Here is a 20764-nt window from a genome sequence, read left to right on the forward strand (position 1 = left end):
GCTCCCCTCTCCTTTCACCACGTCGCCGTCTGATCGATCAAGTAGACTTCTCCGAGTGTCGCAAGCGCGTCGTTCAAATCTTCCGTGTGATCGCCGTCCCGCCCGTTACGCGTCATCTGCATTTCCGGAAGTGTCACGTTCAATTCGACGAGTAACGGTGTGATCGTCTGATACCAACGATCGAGTAAAATCCCTTGCCCTTCGATCAACCGCATCTCTTCGATCAATTGACCGTGTTCGCCATAATCGAACATGTCACCGAAGTCATAGAGGACTTTTTCTAGGGCTGCATCCATCTTCTGCCGCGCCGTCTCCGTCGATTGATAAAGCTGGGTAAACCACGTTTGCCAGTGCAGCAAATGATAGTACAACTCCATGTTGATCTTGACGGCAGCCGTAGCGAGTGGCTCGTAACTGCTCGACTTCAAAGCATCAATCCGGATCTTTTTCGCGACCGTGTAGCAATAGTTCCGTACGACGGCGAATGCCCAGTCATATTCAGGCTCCTCCATGTAGTAGCCAGGTCCATTGACACGTTCGACGAGAATCGAATTTTTCCGTTCATGCGCTAGTCGGACATGAGCTAATGCATCAGCATTTCCTTCGCCGAGTTCTTCGAGGAGTTGGTAATACATCGCCGCGTGTCCCATTGAATCTTGCGCAATCGAAGACGAAGCGACGTCCTCTTCGATATGCGGTGCGAGTCCGAGCCATTCCGAACCACGATACGCGTAAAGGAAATCATCATCCGCGAGTTGATAGAGTAAGGAGGCGAGTGCCGTCCGTTCGTGTTCCGTCATTTGGAATCGCCTCCTTGCCAAGACATGATCTCTTTTTCATCGAGCATCTGTTGCTCGTAATGACGCCATTTTTTCTTCAAGTAGCCGTACCCTTTCGTCGTCCGGTAGTCCTTATTATCAAGGCGTTGTAACATCTGCTTCTCATCGGGTGATAAACCACGGATATCTTCGCGTTTGACGACCCAGATGTCGACGACCGGTTCCCGGCGCATGAAGTTTTCTTGCGCCATCAACAGTGCCATCTCCTTATTCGGAGCGAGCAAGCTGAATTGATGGGTGAACGCCGCGTTCGGCGTCCGTTTGCTAAAGACTTCGAATTCGTGATAGAACGTCTCGTTCATCGTACCTTCCCCTCTCATGCCTTCGTTTCAGCGAGTGCATCCCGTACCCAAGCATTATTCTCATAAGATGTCCGGCGCAAGTCCAGTCGCTCTTTCGAACGTGGTCCTCCCCCTTGGATGATCGTCTTGAATTTCGTCCAGTCTGGCTGTGCATATTCCCACTGCCCTGTCTCTTCATCAAAACGTAACGTCGGATCCGGAATGACGAGTCCGAGTGAACGAATCCGTGGTACGTACTTCGTAAAGAAGTTTTGTCGGAGCTCTTCATTCGTTTTCGTCCGAATCTTATAGGCGATCGTCACGTCCTGTTTTGATGTCCCGGTCGTCTCTTTCGAGGCTGGTCCAAAGAACATCAACAAGGATTCCCACCACTCATCCAGTGATTCCTGAATCATCGCCCGCTGTTCCGGTGTCCCTTCCGCGAGTGCCATGATGATCGACTCTCCGTGTTGCGCATGGAAGACCTCTTCCGCACAGATCCGTTGTAAAGCCCGTGCGTAAGGTCCATATGAAGCACCGAGCATGTTCGTCTGCGTGATGATCGCCGCCCCATCGACGAGCCAACCGATCATCCCGGCATCGGCCCATGACCGCGTCGGCATGTGGAAGACGTTGTGGAACTTCAATCGTCCTGTGAACAAATCATCCATCAAATCCCCACGTGTCTTGCCATACGGTTTCATCAAATCCTCGACGACACGAAGCAACAGTTGTCCATGCCCCATCTCATCCTGGACCTTCGCCATGATGCCGAGCTTCCGGCGAAGTGATGGTGCTTTTGGAACCCATTCTTTTTCCGGAAGTGCACCCATGATTTCACTGATACCGTGCATCGAAATCAATTTAATCAGCGTGTCCCGGTAAAAAGCAGGCATCCAGTCATCGGCTTCGATCTTTTCACCTCGCTCGATCCGCTCCTTGAAGCGTGCTAATTTTTCCTCTTCCGTCAGTTGGACGAGTTCGAACAGTTGTGTTGCATCATACATGCTAGTTCCTCCTTTGAATCAGACGAGTGATGTCGAGCGTCGATCAACGATCCGAACGGCTTTCCCTTCCGATCGTGGTAACCCTTGGTGCGGGTGACAGACGAGATCAATGGAAATGAGGCATTCCGACTTGATGGCGTCACATATCGAACGCCTTTGTCGCTCCGAGATATTTTCGAATTCGATATGTAGCTCAACGGCATCGAGTCCCGCTTTACGCACGAGATGGATTTGATAATGTGGCGTCACGTCCGGTTGTTGGAGCAAGACTCGCTCGATTTCTGACGGAAAGACGTTGACCCCTCGGATGATCAGCATGTCGTCTGTCCGCCCTTTGACACGTGACATCCGTGTCGTCGTCCGACCACAAGCACACGCTTCATGCGTGATCGATGCTAAGTCACCTGTCCGGTAACGAATGATTGGAAGCGCTTTCTTTTTCAAGCTTGTAAAAACGAGTTCCCCGACCATGCCATCTGGTACCGGTTCCCCCGTAACGGGATCGACGACTTCCGTAATGAATAAGTCATCCATGATATGCAGACCTGCCTGCTCCTGACATTCCATCGCGACACCTGGTCCCATGATTTCACTGAGTCCATAAATATCGAATGCCTGTAGATCAAAGGTCTGTTCGAGTGTCTGACGCATCTCTTCCGACCAGGGTTCAGCTCCGAAGATGCCGTAACGCATGCTTGTCTTTCGTGGATCGATGCCCCGTTCGATCATGCGTTCTGCTAATCGCAAAATATACGAAGGTGTCCCACAGATGCCATCCGGTCGGAAATCCTCGATCAATGTGATTTGGCGATCCGTATTGCCGCCGGAAATCGGCAAGATTGTCATACCTAGTTTTTCAGCACCTGCATGAAGACCGAGTCCACCTGTGAACAGTCCGTAGCCGTATGCATTGTGCAACAAGTCGGCTGATGATCCACCGGCTAAGACTAAGCTACGTGCCACGGCACCTGCCCAGTCGTCTAAATCTTCTTGCGTATACCCGACGACGGTCGGTTTACTACTCGTACCAGACGAGGCGTGAATTCGAGTGACCTGTTCTCGTTCGACGGCAAATAGCCCGAACGGATAATGATCGCGTAAATCTTGCTTGCGTGTGAAGGGAAATTTTCGTAGATCTTCGATCGTTTGAAAATCATGTGCCGTCATCTGCAATGTCTGCAGACGTTCTTGATAGAACGGGACGCGCGTGACGTGTTCCATCGTTTGACGTAATTGCTCCATCTGCAGCTGCTCCCGCGTTTGCGCATTCATCGTTTCGTGATGTTGATCGTACATACCTGCACCTCCTCATCATGTATACAATAATTAAACGGTCGTTTATTTTTAGTTATATGTTTAACGTACGATACGTTCACAATGTTGTCAATCTTGTTTTGTTAAATGCTCCCAAACGATTCTCGCTTTATCACTTCAACGCACCTTAACAGTAAATCAATCGGCTTATAAAGCTATTTTCTCATAATCGAGAGTCTTTTTTGGAAAATATTTCTGAAATGATTTGCTCATTTTGTAACGTGTTGATAAAATATCGTGTGACAAGTGTTATACTATTTTTGGTAAGACCACTTGATTGAATGAGGATTTGTTGTAGTGAAGGGGGATCACGATGAAGCCAGGTTTAGCTGTCGGGGATACAGCAGAGATTCAAGCGGTCGTCTCGCAAGATATGTTTGCACAATTTGAAGGTCAATTGGTTCATCCCGCATACTCGACTGTTTCGATGGTCTACCATATGGAATGGGCAGCACGTCAACTTATCCTGCCTTACTTAGAGGCAGACGAAGAAGGTGTCGGGGGTGCGGTTTCGTTGAAGCATCTTGGCATGGCAGCTGAAGGCGCACGATTGATCGTGACCGCTACAGTAACACGCGTCACAGCACGTCGCGTTGACGCTGACATCGAAGTTCGAGACGGACAAGCGGTCATTGGAACAGGAGAAGTAACACAATTCATTTTAGAAAAAAGCCGGATTCAAGAAAAATTGCAAGTGAATGCTCCAACAAAATGAAAGCGCTTACTTATATTTGATAGAGGAGGACTCTACTATGAACATGTTAAACCCATCTACGAATCCAACGCTCTCGATCATGGAAAAAATCGCGGGTCACGAGCAAGTCGTCTTTTGCAACGATCCTGTCTCAGGGTTACAAGCAATCATCGCCATCCACGATACGACGCTCGGTCCCGCTCTCGGTGGTTGCCGCATGGCGCCTTACGCTTCTGTCGATGAAGCACTTGACGATGTCCTCCGCCTGTCACGTGGCATGACGTATAAATGCGCTGCCGCTGATGTTGATTTTGGTGGTGGTAAAGCCGTCATCATCGGTAATCCGGCAACAGATAAATCACCAGAGCTTTTTCGTGCCTTCGGTCGCTTCGTCGATTCGCTCGGCGGACGTTTTTACACCGGAACCGACATGGGTACGACGATGGATGACTTCGTTCATGCTAGTCGGGAGACGTCACGCATCGTCGGCATTCCGGAAGCCTTTGGCGGAAGTGGCGATTCATCGATCCCGACGGCTGAAGGTGTCGTCTATGGACTCCGGGCGACGATCGAGACGTTATTTGGTTCAAACGACTTAAGTCGCGCGACTTACGCGATCCAAGGACTTGGCAAAGTCGGCTTCAAGGTTGCCGAACAACTGTTACTCGCCGGTGCGACGATTTATGTTTCAGACGTCAATGAAGCCGCGCTCGCAGCAATCGTAACTCAAGCCGAAATGGCACCCGGGACAGTTCGCGTCGTCTCACCTCACGAAATCCATCTAACAGACGCTGATATTTTCGTTCCATGTGCATATGGCGGTGTTATTCACGCCCAAAATATCGCCCTCTTACCGTGCAAAGCCATCTGCGGTTCGGCGAACAATCAGCTTGCAGATGAACAGCTCGCGCACGTCTTGATGGATCGCGGCATCTTGTATGCACCAGACTATATCGTCAACGGTGGTGGATTGATCCAAGTCGCTGACGAACTGTACGGAGCAAATCACGAACGGGTTCTCCTGAAGACGCGTCACATCTATGACGCCGTGCTCGAAGTCTTCAAGGAGTCGCAAGCAGAGAACATCACGACGGTCGAAGCCGCGAACCGGATGTGTGAAAAACGGATGCAGATCCGGGCAAAACACAACAACATCTTCACGAATACGACAAAGCCAAAATGGGATATCCGTAACCACTGAAGGAGGGACTGACATGGAGCAACATTTTCCGATTCAACGCATCATCGATGAAGAAGGTCGTATCATCGACGCCTCAAAAGAACACGATCTGACGAAAGAGCTCGCCCTCACCCTATATGAACAGATGCATCGGATCCGGACGTTCGACCGGAAGGCGATCAACTTACAACGCCAAGGGCGCCTCGGCACTTATGCACCGTTCGAAGGACAAGAGGCGGCGCAAGTCGGTAGTGCACTGGCGTTGTCAGAGCAGGACTGGTTATTCCCAACGTACCGAGATCACGGTGCGACGTTGACGTTCGGTGCCGACATGGTGCGGACGCTTCTCTACTGGAACGGTCGTGTCGAAGGTTGCGTGCCGTCTGAGAAACACATCTTCCCTCCTGCCGTACCGATTGCGACGCAAATTCCGCATGCCGTCGGCGCCGCGTGGGCAGAAAAACGAAAAGGTACGACGAACGTCGCGGTCGCCTACTTTGGTGACGGGGCGACGTCTGAAGGCGACTTCCACGAAGGAATGAACTTCGCGAGTGTCTTCCAAGCACCAGTCATTCTGTTCAACCAAAACAATCAATTCGCAATCTCTGTTCCAATCGAAAAACAGATGCATTCCGAAACGATCGCACAAAAAGCGATCGCCTACGGGATGCCAAGCGTCCGGATCGATGGGAACGATGCCTTTGCCGTCTATTTCACGATGCAAGCAGCCGTTGCGCGTGCCCGTTCTGGCGGTGGACCAACATTGATTGAAGCCGTCACATGGCGATTTGGTGCGCATACGACAGCAGACGATCCAACGAAATACCGTGATCAAGCTCGCTCGCGTGACCGGGTCGATCCGCTCGATCGACTTGAACAATTCTTACAACATCAAGGCTACTTTGACGAAACCTGGATGCAACAGCTACAGGAACGGCACCAGGCAGAAGTCGAAGCGGCAGTAACTGCGATGGAGCAATTCAAGGCACCAGACGTCAATGATCTGTTCGACCATACGTACGCGACCTTACCGGTTGATGTCCAGCAACAAAAAGAAGCGTATCTGCTAGCAAGGGGGAAATGAGATGGCAACACCAATCAATCGTCAAACAGAGATGACACTCGTTCAAGCTGTCACGGATGCCCTGCGGACAAAATTGTCGGAGGATGAGACAACCCTCGTCCTTGGAGAAGACGTCGGAAAAAACGGTGGTGTCTTCCGAGCGACGGACGGCTTACAGGAAGAATTCGGGGAAGACCGAATCGTCGATACACCGCTCAGTGAAGCCGGCATCGTCGGTACGTCGATCGGTCTTGCCATCAATGGCTTTAAACCGATCGTCGAGATTCAATTTCTCGGCTTCATCTACCCTGCCTATGAACAAATCATGACGCACGTCTCCCGGATCCGGATGCGAACGATGGGACGGTACAGTGTGCCGATGGTCATCCGTGCCCCTTATGGTGCCGGCATCCGGGCCCCGGAAATCCATTCCGACAGCACAGAAGCGCTCTTTACATCGATGCCTGGTCTCAAGGTCGTCTGCCCGGCAACACCATACGATGCAAAAGGGTTATTGATTGCTGCGATTGAAGATCCAGATCCCGTGTTGTTCCTTGAGTCGATGCGCAGTTATCGCTCATTCAAAGAAGTCGTACCGAGCGAATCGTATACCGTTGAGATTGGAAAAGCACGCTGCGTCAGCGAAGGAACAGACGTGACGTTAATTGCCTGGGGGGCAATGGTTCAAGTAGCTCAAAAGGCAGCAACGGCTGCACAGGAACGCGGCATCTCTTGCGAAGTACTCGACTTACGGACGCTCTATCCGCTCGACCGGGAAACGATCGCTGCTTCCGTTCAAAAGACAGGTCGTGCCGTCATCGTGCATGAAGCCGCAGCAATGGGTGGTCTCGGTAATGATCTCGTGACTTTGATTAATGATACGGCGTTTCTTTATTTACGGGCACCGATTGCCCGCGTGACCGGTTTTGATGTTCCCGTTCCGCTGTTCGCCCTCGAAGACCATTACATTCCGACGCCAGAACGTGTCCTTGCGACGATTCAGCGTACGGTCGAGTTTTAAGGAGCTGAATGCCATGATCGAAGTTAAATTACACGATGTTGGTGAAGGAATGACAGAAGGTGAAATCGCCCATTACCTCGTTCAAGTCGGAGACCATGTCACGACGGATCAACCAGTCGTCGAGGTTGCGACCGATAAGATGGTCGCTGAACTACCGGCTCCCGTTTCCGGGATCGTCAAGGAAATCATCATTCCGGTCGGTCAGACGGTGCAAGTCGGTACGACGTTATTGCACATCGAAGCAAGTAACGTTTCCGACATGCCGGTCGCGGTAACACCTAAAGCGTCGTCCGCTCCTGAACCAGCATCGGTTGCTGTCACCGCCCCACCTGTTCAAGTTTCTCCAGCAAAACGTGTCCTTGCGACACCGTATACGCGAAAAATCGCCCGTGATCACGGGATTGATATCGAAGCTGTCACGGCTTCCGATCCATCGGGTCGTGTCTCCGAGGACGATGTGCTCCGCTTCGTCCAGGCTGCTACTTCTCCGCAAGAGACAGCTGCGCCGATTATTGAAGAGGTCACGTACCAAGAAACAACAGCGGAAACGATTCCGTTCCGCGGCATTCGCAAGCAAATCGCGAAAAAGATGACCCAGTCGCTGTACACGATTCCCCATGTCACTCACTTCGAGGAAGTCGACATGACGCGTTTACTCGCACTACGTGCCGAATGGAAAGCAGCTGGACGAAACATCAACGTCAACGCCTTCTTCATTAAAGCCTTGATTGTTGCCTTAAAAGAGTATCCTGTCTTTCATGCCAAACTCGATGAAGCAAATGCATGTATTCGATTAGAGCAGGATTTCCACTTTGGCATGGCAACCGAAACACCGGACGGGTTGATGGTTCCGGTCATCCGTCATGCCGATCAGCTCTCACTGACGGAACTGCATGAACAATTGGTCGCGTTGCAACAACGTGCTCAAAACGGTGCCTTGCGCGCAGCGGACTTAAAACCAAGCACTTTTACGATGAGTAATGTCGGTCCGCTCGGCAGTACGGGAGCAACACCAATCATCAACTATCCGGAGACAGCACTGATTGCCTTCCATAAGACGAAAAAACGAGCCTGTGTCGATGAGAATGATCAAATCGTCGTTCGCTCGATGATGAATTTGTCGATGTCGTTCGATCATCGTGTCGCAGACGGGGCAACGGCTGTTGCCTTTACGAACCGATTCGTGTCACTGATTGAACATCCGACTACCCTACTTCTGGAGTTGATCTAACATGGTTGTTGGCGAACTTACACAAGAACGGGATCTTCTGATCATCGGTGGAGGTCCCGCAGGTTATACGGCAGCGATCCGTGCTGCACAAGGCGGTCGAAACGTTACATTGATTGAACAAGCTGAACTCGGTGGACTTTGTCTGAACCGAGGCTGTATCCCGTCCAAGGTCTATGCGCATGCGGCAGAAGAGATGTTACGCTTGCCGCATCTTGAAGACCTTGGATTCACCGCCCCTGCTGTCCATGATTTCAGTAAACTGAGTGCTTACCGGAATCGTGTCGTGCAACAATTACGTCAAGGCGTGGTCGCCCTCTGTCAGGCGAACCAGATTGAGCATATCACTGGTGCAGCCTCCTTCCTGTCAGAGGACCGGATCGGCGTCGAGTCGGGACATCAGTTCGATACGTACCGGTTCCAGGACGTCATCATTGCGACCGGCAGTCACAGCATCCAGCACGAGGAATCGTGCCGCTTGAATGCCGAACAGCTTTATCAACTCGAGCAACTACCAGAGAGCTTATTGATCATTGGATCTGACACGCTAGCACTCGAAGCGGCCGCCTGTTTCCATGCACTTGGGACAGAGGTGACGTTGTTCGCGGATCAATTGCCACTCGAACCAAGCCTTGAAAAGGAACTGAAGCGGACATTCAAAAAACAAAAAATCCGTCTCGTGTCGGATGTCGTGACACGTATCGAGGCTTCATCGGACGCGACCGTCACCGTCATGAAAAACGGAGAAGAAGTCGCCTATCAGGGTGCCTATCTGTTCCAGTCCCTTTCCCGGATCCCGAACAGTTTGACACTCGGTCTCGAACGGATTGGTGTGACGCTTGCAGAAGACGGGACGATTCCAGTTGACGCAACTGGACGAACGAATCAACCTCACATTTACGCAATCGGTGATGTCACACCGGGTCCACAGCTCGCCATCCGTGCGATTCATGAAGCGAAGCGAACGGCAGCCCACTTGTCTGGTCAAGACGTCGATCCGACGACACCGTATTATCCGACGGTTCTACGAACCTTCCCACCGATTGCTTCGATCGGGATGACGGAACAAGAAGCGGTCGAAGCCGGACATGCTGTTCAGAGCGGACAGTTCCCGCTGAATGCAAACGGAGCGACGACGATCGAAGGTGGTAGTGGATTCGTCAAGGTCATCGCTGACGAGCAAACATCACTGATCCTTGGTATTCACATGATTGGGGACGATGCCCATCGTCTCGTCGGACAATTCACCCAAGCACTGGAACTGACAGCAAAACGGGAAGATCTCCTCTTCCCTGTCATGGCACATCCGAGTCGAAGCGAAGCCTTGACGGAATCGATGGAAGCCTTATTTGGTCAATCGATCCATCTTCCACCACGTCAACAGGTCGGATCGCGCGCGTAATCCAAAAAAGGTGCCTCTGCGTCAGAAGCACCTCTTTTGGATTCATCACTTCATTTCGCGTAGAAAGGAAAACATGTCATGGAACTGTACTTCACTCGTTTGCACTGGAATACGCATACGTTTCCGGTCGCTGCTACAGCAGATGGTCTCTGTTATGTTGGCGCTTGGGATGAACCGGAGGATTTATTCGACGACTGGTCGCGGAAACACTTCCCCCGAGCCGATCGGATTGCTTCTGATACCGCGCTTGCCCCGTATACGGAACAGCTACTGGCTTATCTGAATCAACAGTCGACGACACTGTCCTTTCCAATCGCACCAGTCGGTACCCCGTTCCAACTTGAAGTCTGGCATGCTCTACGCGCGGTACCGTACGGTCAAACCGCCACCTACTCCGATATCGCGGAACGTCTCTTTCGACCGAACGCGACTCGCGCGATTGGCACGGCAATCGGGAAAAATCGATTACTGCTCGCGATTCCGTGTCACCGGATCATTGGCAAAAAAGGCGATCTGCTCGGCTATCATGGCGGTCTGAATATGAAGCGGACACTACTCGCGCTCGAGCAACGTCTCTGATTCTCGTCCCTCTTCGCTGAACGATAGAGCGAACAGAATCCCGAACGGATCGCGGACTTGCTCATACCAGCCTCCAAAGTCTGCTACCGCAAGGGGGGTGACGATTTGACCGTCTGTCGTTAATCGCAGATACACTTGTTCAAGCTCCTCAAGCGACGTAAAAGTTCAACAACAGATGGAGCGAAGAAGAGGTATTCGGTGCGTCACCCTCGTCCCAGAGCATCAATTCAAACGCCCCATTGGATAAATGTGCGTGATAGACGGTATCTTCTGCTTCATCAAGTAAGAGACGACGACGTGTCATCGTAAATACGTTTTCGTAGTACACGATCGCCTGCTTGGCTTGTCCCGAAAAAACGAGACAAGGAGTAGCGGCATACTGCATGAAAAGTCCTCCTTTCATTATGCTTTAGTATTACCTTTCGCACTTTTCTTCCGATTTCCTTCTATACACAAAAAGCCCCACTTTCCTGTCTAACCGGACACGGAAAGTGGGGCTTCTTCTTCAAATCCATTAAGACACTACACCAAAGCGATAAGCTGTTTTCCAGTGATAGGTCTCACCGGGTGACAACAAGATTGATGGAAAATCAGATTCATGGACTGCATTCGGATGCACTTGTGCTTCAAGGCATAAACCAAGTGATGGTCGAGCCGGAACACCGTGAACCGTATAATCGGTCAGTAGTTGCGTTCCCGTATAGAGCACGACCGCCGGCTGATTCGTTGTCACGTCGACGAAACGACCGGACACCGGATCTTCAAGTCGAAGTGTGTCATCCCGCAATACAAAGGGATGATCATAGCCGTTTCCAACAGCAATCGTCTCGGGATGCTCCGGCGTAATCCCGTCACGAATCGACTGACCGTTACGGAAATCAAACGGGGTTCCGGAGACATCCCGCTGTTCCCCTGTCGGTAAGCCGTCTGGCTGGACCGGTAAGTAGCAGTCGCTTGGTAACGTCAAAACGTGATCTAACACATCCCGCTTCGCATTTCCCGATAAGTTGAAGTACGTATGATTCGTTAGATTGAGTGGTGTCGTCTGATCCGTCACGGCCGTCATCTCAAGCGTCAATGTTGTTCCCTCTAATCGATAATATACGTCGAGTGTGACCGTTCCCGGATACCCTTCTTCTCCATCCGGACTGTTCAAACGCAAATGAAACAACGTATCCGTCGCTTCGATGACATCGAACCATGCTTGATCGAATCCGTGAATCCCACCATGCAGATGATTCGCACCGTCGTTTGCGACGAGCGGATAGACCTCTTCCGCTACTTCGAAGCGTGCCTGTTCGATTCGACCAGCGACGCGTCCGACGATTGCCCCGAAGTAAGGCGAGTGCTGTTGATACTCTTCTACCGTCTCAAGACCTAAGACGACGCTTTCCAAATGACCTTCCCGATCGGTCGTCCGGATATCTTGGATGATGCCGCCGTAGTTCCAGAGTGTCACTTCGATGCCTTCCTGACGTAACGTATGTCGGATCAACTCTTTCTCAAGTAGTCGTGTCATCGTTGTTCCTCCACCGGTTGGCGCGTCACGAGTTGAACAAATCGCCCGAACGCCGCCTGACCTTCTTCCGTCTGTTTAAAGACGCCACAGTCCTCGAGACCACGTACGAATTTCGCAGCGACCGCTTGCTCGACGTACATCGTGACATCTTGACGGTCATACGCTTGTTTTAGTTCCTCTGCCCAGTCAGCATGCGCGACAGCTACTTCGTCGACTTCACCTGTGATGAACTGTTCGACCTGTTGCAACTCTTGGAGCAAACGTGCAGGCAAGACCGCCAGTCCCATCACTTCGATCAAACCGATATTTTCCCGTTTGATGTGATGAATATCGGCATGCGTATGGAAAATACCGTCCGGATGTTCTGCTGACGTCCGGTTGTTCCGTAAGACGAGATCGAGCTCGAATTGTCCATCACGTCGACGGGCGATCGGCGTCACCGTATTGTGTCGCGTCTCACCGGTATGTGAACGGATCTCTTGACTCTCATCCGTATACGTCAACCACGTCTCATAGACGGTCGTCGCAGCATCGAGTAGTGCCGACGCATCTTCACTCTTCAGACGCAACACACTCAGTGGCCAGTGTAAGGTTTCGCCAGTGACTGTCGGGTGATCCGGGAACGTAAAGGATGTTAAAGCGTTTGCCCGGTCCATCGCAAACGTATAACGACCGCCCTGATAATGATCATGCGTCAGAATCGATCCGCCGACGATCGGCAGGTCCGCATTCGAACCAGCAAAGTAATGTGGGAATTGCTCGACGAAGGCGAGCAGACGTGCAAAGGCATCCCGATTGATGACCATATCACGATGTTCCTGCGACAAAATGATGCTATGTTCGTTGTAATAGACGTACGGTGAGTATTGTAATGCCCACGGTTCTTCCATCAGCGTCAGCGGAACGATTCGATGATTCGCACGGGCTGGATGATTCGCACGACCCGCGTAGCCGACGTTTTCGACGCACAACAGACAGGTTGGATAGTTCGACGTCGTCGGTACCTCCGTCCGGGCTGCCGCGATTTCACGCGGATCTTTTTCCGGCTTCGATAAGTTGATCGTGACATCGATCGTTCCGTAAGCCGTCTCCGCTTGATAACGTTTATTTTTAGCAATCCGTTTCGTTTGAATGTAGTTACTTGCTTGGCTCAGTTGGTAAAAATAATCCGTCGCCGCTATCGGTGATTCATCGTATAGACGACGGAATGCCGCCGTCACGTCAGACGGACGCGCGACGAAGATATCCATCACATCTGCTACGAACTGTTCTTTGTCTTCGAGACGCGCTGGCAACTGCCCACTTGCAATCAACACTTCAATCATCTCATCCAAGATATCTGGAATCGGGCGAGATGATACGTCGGTCATTTCTTCAAAGTCAGCTTGACCCACTCGTGCTAGAATCCGGTTTCGAGCGTAGATCGCATCTTCCGGTTCAATCAAGCGCTCCTGGATTGCTTGCGCTACTAACTGTTGGATGAGTTCATTCATCGCCGTCACTCTCCTCATTCTATCTCTCTTTAACGAACGCTCGTCCGGTACCCTTCTGGATGATGTGCATGCCAGTTCCAAGCATCACGAATGATTGTTTCGATGTCGGTGCGTTGTGGCGTCCAGCCGAGGACGTCTTTTGCTTTGGCAGATCCGGCGATCAAGATACTCGGATCCCCTGCACGACGTTCAATGATGCGTTCCGGAATCGGATGTCCCGTTACGCGACGAGCTGCTTCGATGATTTCTCGCACGGAAAACCCTTGGCTTGAACCGAGGTTAAAGACTGTGCTGTCGTTGCCGTCCGCTAAATAATCGAGTGCGCGTACATGAGCATCGATCAAGTCTTCAACATGGATGTAATCACGAATGCACGTGCCATCCGGCGTTGGATAATCATCGCCATAGATCGAAATTTCTGCCCGTTGTCGGTTGGCGACTTCAAGGACGAGCGGAATCAAATGTGTTTCTGGTGTATGGTCTTCTCCGATCTCACCTGTTGCTCGTGCACCGGCGACATTGAAGTAACGTAACGCGACGTAACGTAAACCATACGCTTGTTCAGACCATCGCATCATCTTCTCCATCATCAACTTCGTCTCGCCATATGCATTCGTCGGACGCGTTTCCGCTGTCTCGAGAATCGGCATCTGTTCCTGTTCACCGTATGTCGCTGCCGTCGAAGAGAAGACGATCTGTTTGATGTCGTGCGCGATCATCGCTTCAAGCAACACTTGTGTCCCGTAAACGTTGTTATCAAAGTAACGTAATGGCTCCGTCATCGACTCGCCGACGAGTGAAAAAGCAGCGAAATGAACGACTTGTTCAATCGTCTCTTCCGTAAAGACGCGATCGAGAAAAGCACGATCGCGTATGTCTCCTTCATATAGACGCGCTTGCGGATGAACCGCTTCACGGTGTCCGGATTGCAGATGGTCGATGACGACGACATCCTTTCCGGCATCAATCAATTGATAGACGGCATGGGAGCCGATATAACCAGCTCCACCTACGACTAACGTTGCCATTTAGATGACCTCCCGTTCGATTTCACGTGCTCCGTCACCGACCGTCGCCGTATAGAACGTCGCCGGGTATCCGATCCGTGCTTCATAATGTTCGCCGACAGCTTGTTTGAAGGCGTCGACTGCCTCGTCTTCAACGATCGCAATCGCACAGCCACCAAAACCAGCACCTGTCATCCGTGCGCCGAGCACGCCCGGTTGTTCCCAAGCCGCTTCGACGAGTGTATCGAGTTCAACCCCTGTCACTTCATAATCTTCCCGTAACGAGACGTGTGACGCGTTCATCAACTGACCGAACGTCGTCAGTTCTCCCGCTTCAAGTGCTGCTAGTGCCTGAAGCGTTCGTTCATTCTCTGAAATCGCATGGCGTGCGCGACGCATCAAACGTTCGTCTTCCCATGCGACTTTTGCAAATTCTGAAGTCGTCCATTGTCCGAGTGCTTCCCGTGGCGTGAATTGATTGAGATAAGCGAGTGCTGCCTCACATTCCGCCCGGCGTTCATTGTATTTCGAATCCGCCAGTTCACGGCGTTTGTTCGTATTCATGATGATGATCGTATACCCCGTCAAATCGAGTGGGGCATACGTATAATCGAGCGTCTCACAATCGAGCAACAATCCCGCTCCCGCTTTTCCCATGCCGATCGCAAACTGATCCATGATACCACTGTTGACGCCAATATAACGGTTTTCGACTTGTTGACCGAACCGGACGAGATCAAGACGTGGAATCTCTAATCCGTATAATCGGTCGAGCAAGACACCGATGACGAGTTCAAGCGAAGCCGATGATGAAAGACCAGCTCCATTCGGGATGTCACCTTGAATCAGGATGTCACATCCTGAGTCGATTCGATACCCTGCTTCCTGTAAGACTGTAATCATACCCTTCGCATAGTTCGCCCAACCGTGCTTCGCATCATACGCAAGTTCGTCGAGCGCGACTTCGATGATGCCGTCTTGCTCAAAATTCAGTGAGTAAAAGCGGAAACGTTGATCGTCTCGTTTTCGTGCGATCGCATGCGTGCCGAACGTCAACGCACATGGAAAGACGTGACCGCCATTGTAATCCGTATGTTCGCCGATTAAGTTGATCCGTCCTGGTGCAAAGAAGCGATGCGTCGACGGTGAGCCAAACCGCTGTTCAAATTGTTCTTCTAACGTCTGGTCTGTCATACGATCGTCTCCTTTGATTCGAGTAGTGAGAGCGCACGGTGGACTGGCTGAATCCGCAAGCAGCGGGCTTCATAGTCCGTCGTGTAAGAGAATGTTAAGCCTTGTTGCATCAAATAAGCGCCGCTTAACGTCCGGTCCTCGACTTGATAACGCATTGCTGGGTCGAGTCCTTTTAGCTTGAAGTGATACTGATGTGTTCCGTATTGTCGAAGTGGTGCGATCGCAAGTAGGACCGTTTCTTCTTCTGATGTATACTGCATGACGCTTGGCGTCTGTTGTGTAAAAGCAGATAAGCGATACTGGATACCGCGTTGAATCGTCGGACGAATCGCTTGATATGTCTCGATCCAACCTTTTGCTTCCGCAAGTTCATCCGTTGACCATTCGCTCAAGTTACCACCAATGCCGAGTGTGCCTTGCATCGAGGAGACGAAGCGTGTTGCAAGCGGTACGTTGCGTCCATTTAACCAGTTCGGTCCGTCCGTCACCCAGCAACTCATCATCTTCGCATTGTAGGCATACGAGAAGTCATGCTGAATTTGTAAGCGATCGAGTGGATCGGTGTTATCACTCGTCCAGACTTGTTCTGTCCGTGAGAGGATTCCAAGGTCGATCCGTCCGCCACCACCGGCACAGGCTTCGAAGTCGACCGTCGGATGCAAGCGACGTAATTCGTCAAAGATCCGGTACAATGCATCGACGTGACGTTTCCATAGTTCTTGCTGTCGATCCGTCTGGTCTTTTGGAACGCCTGGTTCCGAGAAGGCACGGTTCATGTCCCATTTGATGTAGTCGATCGCGTGACGTGTCAGCAAGTCGTCCATCATCTCGAGAATGAATTGCTCGACTTCTGGTAATCCGAGGTTTAAGACGTATTGATTCCGAGACGTCGTCCGGACTGCATCGCGCGCATGATAAATCCAGTCTGGATGCGCCCGGTATAGATCAGAATCCGGATTGACCATCTCCGGTTCGACCCAAAGACCGAATTGTAACCCTTGTTGTTTCACATACGAGATCAAAGGCTCTAGACCGTTCGGAAATTTTTCCCGATTAACGTGCCAGTCCCCGAGTCCCGCTTGATCGGTATGGCGTTCACCGAACCACCCGTCATCGACGACGAACAGCTCACAACCGATTCCTGCTGCCAGATCAACGAGTTCACGTTGACCAGATTCCATGACATCGAAATACGTCGCTTCCCATGAGTTATAAAGAACCGGACGATCGGTCGCACGTGGCATGATGACGTCACGCTGAAAGGCATGCGCATTGGCGCTCATATCCGCGAAACCGTCCGCATAGCCGATGTAGAACGTTGGTGTCGTCAACTGTTGTTGATGTGATAGTTTCCAACTGAAGTCAAACGGATTCATGCCACCTGATAGTTGGACAAAACCGAACGCATCTTGTTCGACGTGAATCGCCCAGTTGCCGGAATAAGCAAAATGTCCGTAGACGACTTCACCGCTGTCTTCTGTCGCATCCTGTTCAAGTGCGAACCAAGGATTCGCTTGGTGACTTGTCACTCCACGTCGACTTTCAATCGTCTGGCGCCCTGGTGTCACTGGTGTGATCTGTTTCTTGAACTCACCTGTCCACATCCCAGCGAAGTGATGCAGTTTTAAATGCGGTTGATGCCATCGTCCCATCGCAAAGGACTGAGCTGCTGTCAAACGAACAGGTAATCGTCCCGTGTTTTCGACGACGATCGAACGACCGATGATGTCATAATCAGCGAACACTTCGTACTGCACTCCGACACGCATCTCCTGCAAGGGATCAAACAGCCAGAGCGTCAATTTCGTTTCGGTCTGCTCGGAGCGTTCAAACTGGAACTGGTGAATCCGCTGTCCGTCCTCTCGTTCCGATTTCAAAGTCGGCTCCGTGTACAACATCTCGCCGAATGGTACGAAATCGTACGTCGCGACGCCATCTGGTGATTCAAATGAACTGTGTGCGACGATCGGACTCGGTAATGCTTCATAATCATCTCGATATGGTAACTTGGCACCGAAATACGTGTGAATCAGCTTACCGTTCGCACCAATCGTGACGACGTGAGCGACCCGTTTCCCTTCGATGACGAAACGACGTCCTGCTACTTCAAAGATTGCCATGGTTCTCTTCCTCCTTACGTCGTCAGAATCAGTGTCTCAAGTGGTGCGAGCTGGACCGTTCCACGATATGTCTCATCTTTTGTCAATGCTTTGTATGTTCCGTCTAACGTGACGTCCCGCGTTTCTTTCGTGTCATGGTTCATCAAGAAGAGGAAATCACGTTTTTCGCCGTGACGACGCACGATTTCGACTTGATCCGGCGCCTCGATCATCTCGATGCCGGCCTCAGTGAACGCTTGACGGTAAATCGTATCAATCATCGCGTCATCAATCGATGAGCCGATGTAGGTAATCATTCCTTTATAGGCATTGCGCGTCACAGCCGCTACACCCTCGTAGAACGTATCTTTATAAACAGCAAGCGTCTCTGCTGTCGTTGGTGTAATGAGGTCACACCAGAGGCGGGCTGTTGAAGATTGTCCTGCCATCTCGCCGATGCCTGCCACCTGATGTTGCTGAACGGATTGGAGTGACTCATATTCGTCGATCTCGATGCCCGCGTACGGCGCGAACTTACCCGGTAACGTCGTCGGTACGACATGATTCCGTGCATCCTTGACGCCTGTTCGGTACGTGAAGATGACGTGACCGCCTTGTTCCATGTACGCAATCAAGGCGTCATCGAACGTTGGATTCGTTAAGAAATAGAGCGGAACGATGATCAGTTTATAACGAGATAGATCATCACCTGGGAAGACGATGTCGGTTGCGACTTGTTGACGAATCGCTCCACCATAGAAGCGGACGAACTCCGTCCGGAAATCAAACGCATCACTGTGTGGCTGGTGTGTCCACGCCCAGACGTTTTCTTGATCGAAATAGACACCGACTTTCGCGTCGTAACGGCTCGCGTTGATCTCATCACCATACGTATTCAGTTCCGTCATGATTTGTTTGACTTCTTCGAATTTCCGTTTCGGTTTGCCATCATGATCGATGATGCCGTGACAGAACTCCTCTGTTCCGAAATGAGCAGCCCGGAAGCGGAAGTAGACGATTGCTTCTGCTCCCCGCGCGACCGCTTGGTATGTCCAGAGGCGAATATGTCCTGGTCGTGGCAAGTAACCGATTTTGCTCCAGCCTTGTGCGCCACTCAACTGTTCCATGACCCAGAACCCTTTTCCTTGCTTCGAAGAGCGGCAAAGATCGTGATCACTCGCCATCTTCTCGAACCGGTTCGGCTCCGGTAGTCCACCCCAGACTGGGTAGTTATCGAACGCCACGTAATCGAGGTCTTGCGCCATTTGTTGCTGATTGACCGCCATGTCACTGTAGACCAGATTGTGCGTGATGAAGACGTTCTCTGGAATGTAGCGACGTAAGACATCGACTTGTAATTTGTTGTAGTACGTATAGCCGTCGGCACAGAAGCGATCGAAGTCGACGAGCAAGGATGGGTTGTGTTCCTGATAGACTTTACGCGGTACCGGAATTTGCTCCCACGCCGTGTACGTCTGACTCCAGAAGACGGTTCCCCATGCTTCGTTCAAGGCATCGAGCGTTCCGTAACGGTTCGCTAGCCAACGCTGAAAAGCAGCGCGGTCGACATCGCCATAAGAACGATCCGATTTCTCATGCCCGTATTCATTATCCGTTTGCCACCCGATGACACGAGGATGTTGACCGTAGCGTTTCGCCATCTCTTCCGTGATCTTGACGGATAGACGCTAGTACGTTTCGCTGTGGACCGTATAATGGCGACGAGCACCAAAGCTGATCGTCACACCGTTCTCATCGACCGGTAAGATTTCTGGATACTTCGTACATATCCAAGCCGGTGGTGTCGCAGTTGGTGTCCCGAGTACGATATCGAATCCTTCCGCACTCAAGCGTTCGATGACGTCATCCCAAAAGCTGAAGTCATAGACGCCTTCTTCCGGCTCCATCATCGACCAAGCGAATTCCGCGAGACGAACGACGTTGACGCCAAGTTCCTTCATCAGTCGGAAGTCTTCCTCCCATAGTGCTCGTGGTGTTTGTTCTGGATAATAATCGACTCCTAAATACATTGTGCTCCCCCTTACGCAAAAACAATTATTTTACTGCACCCGCCGTCATTCCTTTTTGGAAGAAACGTTGGAAGAAGATATAGAAGATCATCGTCGGTAAACTGATCAAAACAAGTGACGCGTAGATTTTTCCTGGATCCCCACCGAGCGCATCTTTGAAGAAACTTGGTGCCATCGTCACTGTCTGATAGGCGGGATCCGTCATGAACGTAAGAACCATCAAGTATTCGTTCCATGAGTTAAGGAACGCATAGATTAAAGCTGTTGCGAGCGCTGGTTTTGCGAGTGGTAGCATGACTTTGAAGAAGACTTCAAGAATCGTCGCTCCATCGATATACGCCGCTTCCATCAGTTCGTTTGGTAGTTCATCAAAGTACCCTTTGATGAGCATCAGACCGAATGGTAAGAAGAATGCGACTTCCGCTCCAATCAGTCCCCAGTGGTTGTTCAGTCCGTCAAACGAACGGAGCGTGAAGAACAATGGAACGATCATCGAAGCGACGGGTAACATCAGACCCGCTAAGACCATGTTGAACAAAAGGCGTTTTCCAGCAAACTCAAGTTTCGAGAAGGCGAACGCCGCGAATGCCAGAATCGTGATCGAGATGATGATCATGAAGAAGGCAACGAAGAAACTGTTGAAGACGAACGTTGGGAAGTTCGGGTTTTGCAGTGTCGCGATATAGTTGTCGAATCCATTGATTCGGAGACTCTCTTTGAACATGACGAAAATCGGGAATAGCCAGACGATTGATGCCAGCACCAATACAAGGTTGATCATCCAGCGGCTTTTTTTAGATTCTACATCCATGGG

20 protein-coding genes and 1 pseudogene are annotated in these 20764 nt (G+C 51.1%); 7 read left to right on the top strand and 14 right to left on the bottom strand.

Annotated features, from left to right (window positions below; all coding sequences use genetic code 11):
- Positions 1 to 14: 14 nt before the first annotated feature.
- Genes paaC through KNQ14_RS13935 form a run of 4 tightly spaced genes read right to left on the bottom strand, consistent with a single transcriptional unit; the run spans position 15 to position 3423 of the window.
- Positions 15 to 800: a 1,2-phenylacetyl-CoA epoxidase subunit PaaC gene (paaC, locus tag KNQ14_RS13920; RefSeq protein WP_214861393.1), complete on the bottom strand. Its 786-nt coding sequence runs from the start codon at positions 798 to 800 to the stop codon at positions 15 to 17.
- Complete coding sequence (gene paaB, locus KNQ14_RS13925; RefSeq protein ID WP_023466991.1) at positions 797 to 1141, bottom strand: 1,2-phenylacetyl-CoA epoxidase subunit PaaB; 345 nt, start codon at positions 1139 to 1141, stop codon at positions 797 to 799. Before paaB ends, paaC begins: the two co-directional genes overlap by 4 nt.
- 14 nt (positions 1142 to 1155) lie before the next feature.
- The gene (gene paaA / locus KNQ14_RS13930; protein ID WP_214861394.1) at positions 1156 to 2127 is read right to left on the bottom strand and encodes a 1,2-phenylacetyl-CoA epoxidase subunit PaaA; all 972 of its coding nucleotides are present in this window, start codon (positions 2125 to 2127) and stop codon (positions 1156 to 1158) included.
- Positions 2128 to 2145: 18 nt separating this feature from the next.
- Complete coding sequence (locus KNQ14_RS13935; protein WP_214861395.1) at positions 2146 to 3423, bottom strand: phenylacetate--CoA ligase family protein; 1278 nt, start codon at positions 3421 to 3423, stop codon at positions 2146 to 2148.
- Positions 3424 to 3754: 331 nt separating this feature from the next.
- On the opposite strand from KNQ14_RS13935, the gene KNQ14_RS13940 reads away from it, so the two are divergent.
- From KNQ14_RS13940 to KNQ14_RS13970, 7 genes are all read left to right on the top strand, one after another.
- Complete coding sequence (locus KNQ14_RS13940) at positions 3755 to 4156, top strand: thioesterase family protein (RefSeq protein WP_214748539.1); 402 nt, start codon at positions 3755 to 3757, stop codon at positions 4154 to 4156.
- 37 nt (positions 4157 to 4193) lie between these two features.
- Positions 4194 to 5336, top strand: a complete 1143-nt coding sequence (locus tag KNQ14_RS13945) for a Glu/Leu/Phe/Val family dehydrogenase (protein ID WP_214748537.1) — start codon at positions 4194 to 4196, stop codon at positions 5334 to 5336.
- A gap of 13 nt (positions 5337 to 5349) precedes the next feature.
- Positions 5350 to 6399 (top strand): pyruvate dehydrogenase (acetyl-transferring) E1 component subunit alpha, encoded by a 1050-nt coding sequence (gene pdhA, locus KNQ14_RS13950; protein ID WP_214861397.1) that lies wholly within the window; start codon positions 5350 to 5352, stop codon positions 6397 to 6399.
- Position 6400: 1 nt separating this feature from the next.
- Positions 6401 to 7399 carry an alpha-ketoacid dehydrogenase subunit beta gene (locus tag KNQ14_RS13955; protein ID WP_058265564.1) on the top strand — a complete coding sequence of 333 codons (999 nt, stop codon included), beginning with the start codon at positions 6401 to 6403 and terminating at the stop codon, positions 7397 to 7399.
- A 13-nt stretch (positions 7400 to 7412) separates the two neighbouring features.
- The gene (locus KNQ14_RS13960; protein ID WP_214861399.1) at positions 7413 to 8630 is read left to right on the top strand and encodes a dihydrolipoamide acetyltransferase family protein; all 1218 of its coding nucleotides are present in this window, start codon (positions 7413 to 7415) and stop codon (positions 8628 to 8630) included.
- Between the two features lies 1 nt (position 8631).
- Positions 8632 to 10029: a dihydrolipoyl dehydrogenase family protein gene (locus tag KNQ14_RS13965; RefSeq protein WP_214861400.1), complete on the top strand. Its 1398-nt coding sequence runs from the start codon at positions 8632 to 8634 to the stop codon at positions 10027 to 10029.
- A 78-nt stretch (positions 10030 to 10107) separates the two neighbouring features.
- Positions 10108 to 10608 (top strand): methylated-DNA--[protein]-cysteine S-methyltransferase, encoded by a 501-nt coding sequence (locus tag KNQ14_RS13970; protein ID WP_075642683.1) that lies wholly within the window; start codon positions 10108 to 10110, stop codon positions 10606 to 10608.
- Here the strand turns inward: KNQ14_RS13970 and KNQ14_RS13975 are convergent.
- From KNQ14_RS13975 to KNQ14_RS14015, 10 genes and pseudogenes are all read right to left on the bottom strand, one after another.
- Positions 10582 to 10743, bottom strand: a complete 162-nt coding sequence (locus KNQ14_RS13975; protein ID WP_214861401.1) for a hypothetical protein — start codon at positions 10741 to 10743, stop codon at positions 10582 to 10584. The genes KNQ14_RS13970 and KNQ14_RS13975 overlap by 27 nt on opposite strands.
- 13 nt (positions 10744 to 10756) lie before the next feature.
- Positions 10757 to 10993 carry a VOC family protein gene (locus KNQ14_RS13980; protein ID WP_214748521.1) on the bottom strand — a complete coding sequence of 79 codons (237 nt, stop codon included), beginning with the start codon at positions 10991 to 10993 and terminating at the stop codon, positions 10757 to 10759.
- Between the two features lie 129 nt (positions 10994 to 11122).
- The gene (locus KNQ14_RS13985) at positions 11123 to 12127 is read right to left on the bottom strand and encodes an aldose epimerase family protein (RefSeq protein ID WP_214861402.1); all 1005 of its coding nucleotides are present in this window, start codon (positions 12125 to 12127) and stop codon (positions 11123 to 11125) included.
- A complete protein-coding gene (locus KNQ14_RS13990; RefSeq protein ID WP_214861403.1) occupies positions 12124 to 13620 on the bottom strand; it encodes a UDP-glucose--hexose-1-phosphate uridylyltransferase in 1497 nt (498 codons plus the stop codon). The genes KNQ14_RS13985 and KNQ14_RS13990 overlap by 4 nt, the downstream gene beginning before the upstream one ends.
- Before the next feature lie 29 nt (positions 13621 to 13649).
- Positions 13650 to 14648 (bottom strand): UDP-glucose 4-epimerase GalE, encoded by a 999-nt coding sequence (gene galE, locus KNQ14_RS13995; RefSeq protein WP_214861404.1) that lies wholly within the window; start codon positions 14646 to 14648, stop codon positions 13650 to 13652.
- Entirely contained in the window at positions 14649 to 15821 is a 1173-nt protein-coding gene (locus KNQ14_RS14000) for a galactokinase (protein WP_214861406.1), read from the bottom strand.
- Positions 15818 to 17941, bottom strand: coding sequence for an alpha-galactosidase (locus tag KNQ14_RS14005; protein WP_214861407.1), 2124 nt, complete (start codon positions 17939 to 17941; stop codon positions 15818 to 15820). Before KNQ14_RS14005 ends, KNQ14_RS14000 begins: the two co-directional genes overlap by 4 nt.
- A gap of 14 nt (positions 17942 to 17955) precedes the next feature.
- On the bottom strand, positions 17956 to 18828 hold the full coding sequence (locus KNQ14_RS16820; RefSeq protein WP_251138413.1) for a beta-galactosidase: 873 nt from the start codon (positions 18826 to 18828) through the stop codon (positions 17956 to 17958).
- Positions 18823 to 19950 (bottom strand): annotated as a pseudogene (locus KNQ14_RS16825) (beta-galactosidase); the annotation flags it as partial. The gene KNQ14_RS16820 and the pseudogene KNQ14_RS16825, both read right to left, overlap by 6 nt.
- Before the next feature lie 25 nt (positions 19951 to 19975).
- Entirely contained in the window at positions 19976 to 20761 is a 786-nt protein-coding gene (locus tag KNQ14_RS14015; RefSeq protein ID WP_023466970.1) for a carbohydrate ABC transporter permease, read from the bottom strand.
- Positions 20762 to 20764 lie beyond the last annotated feature (3 nt).

Origin of the sequence: Exiguobacterium sp. s161 (assembly GCF_018619045.1) — a bacterium.
GTDB lineage: Bacteria > Bacillota > Bacilli > Exiguobacteriales > Exiguobacteriaceae > Exiguobacterium_A > Exiguobacterium_A indicum.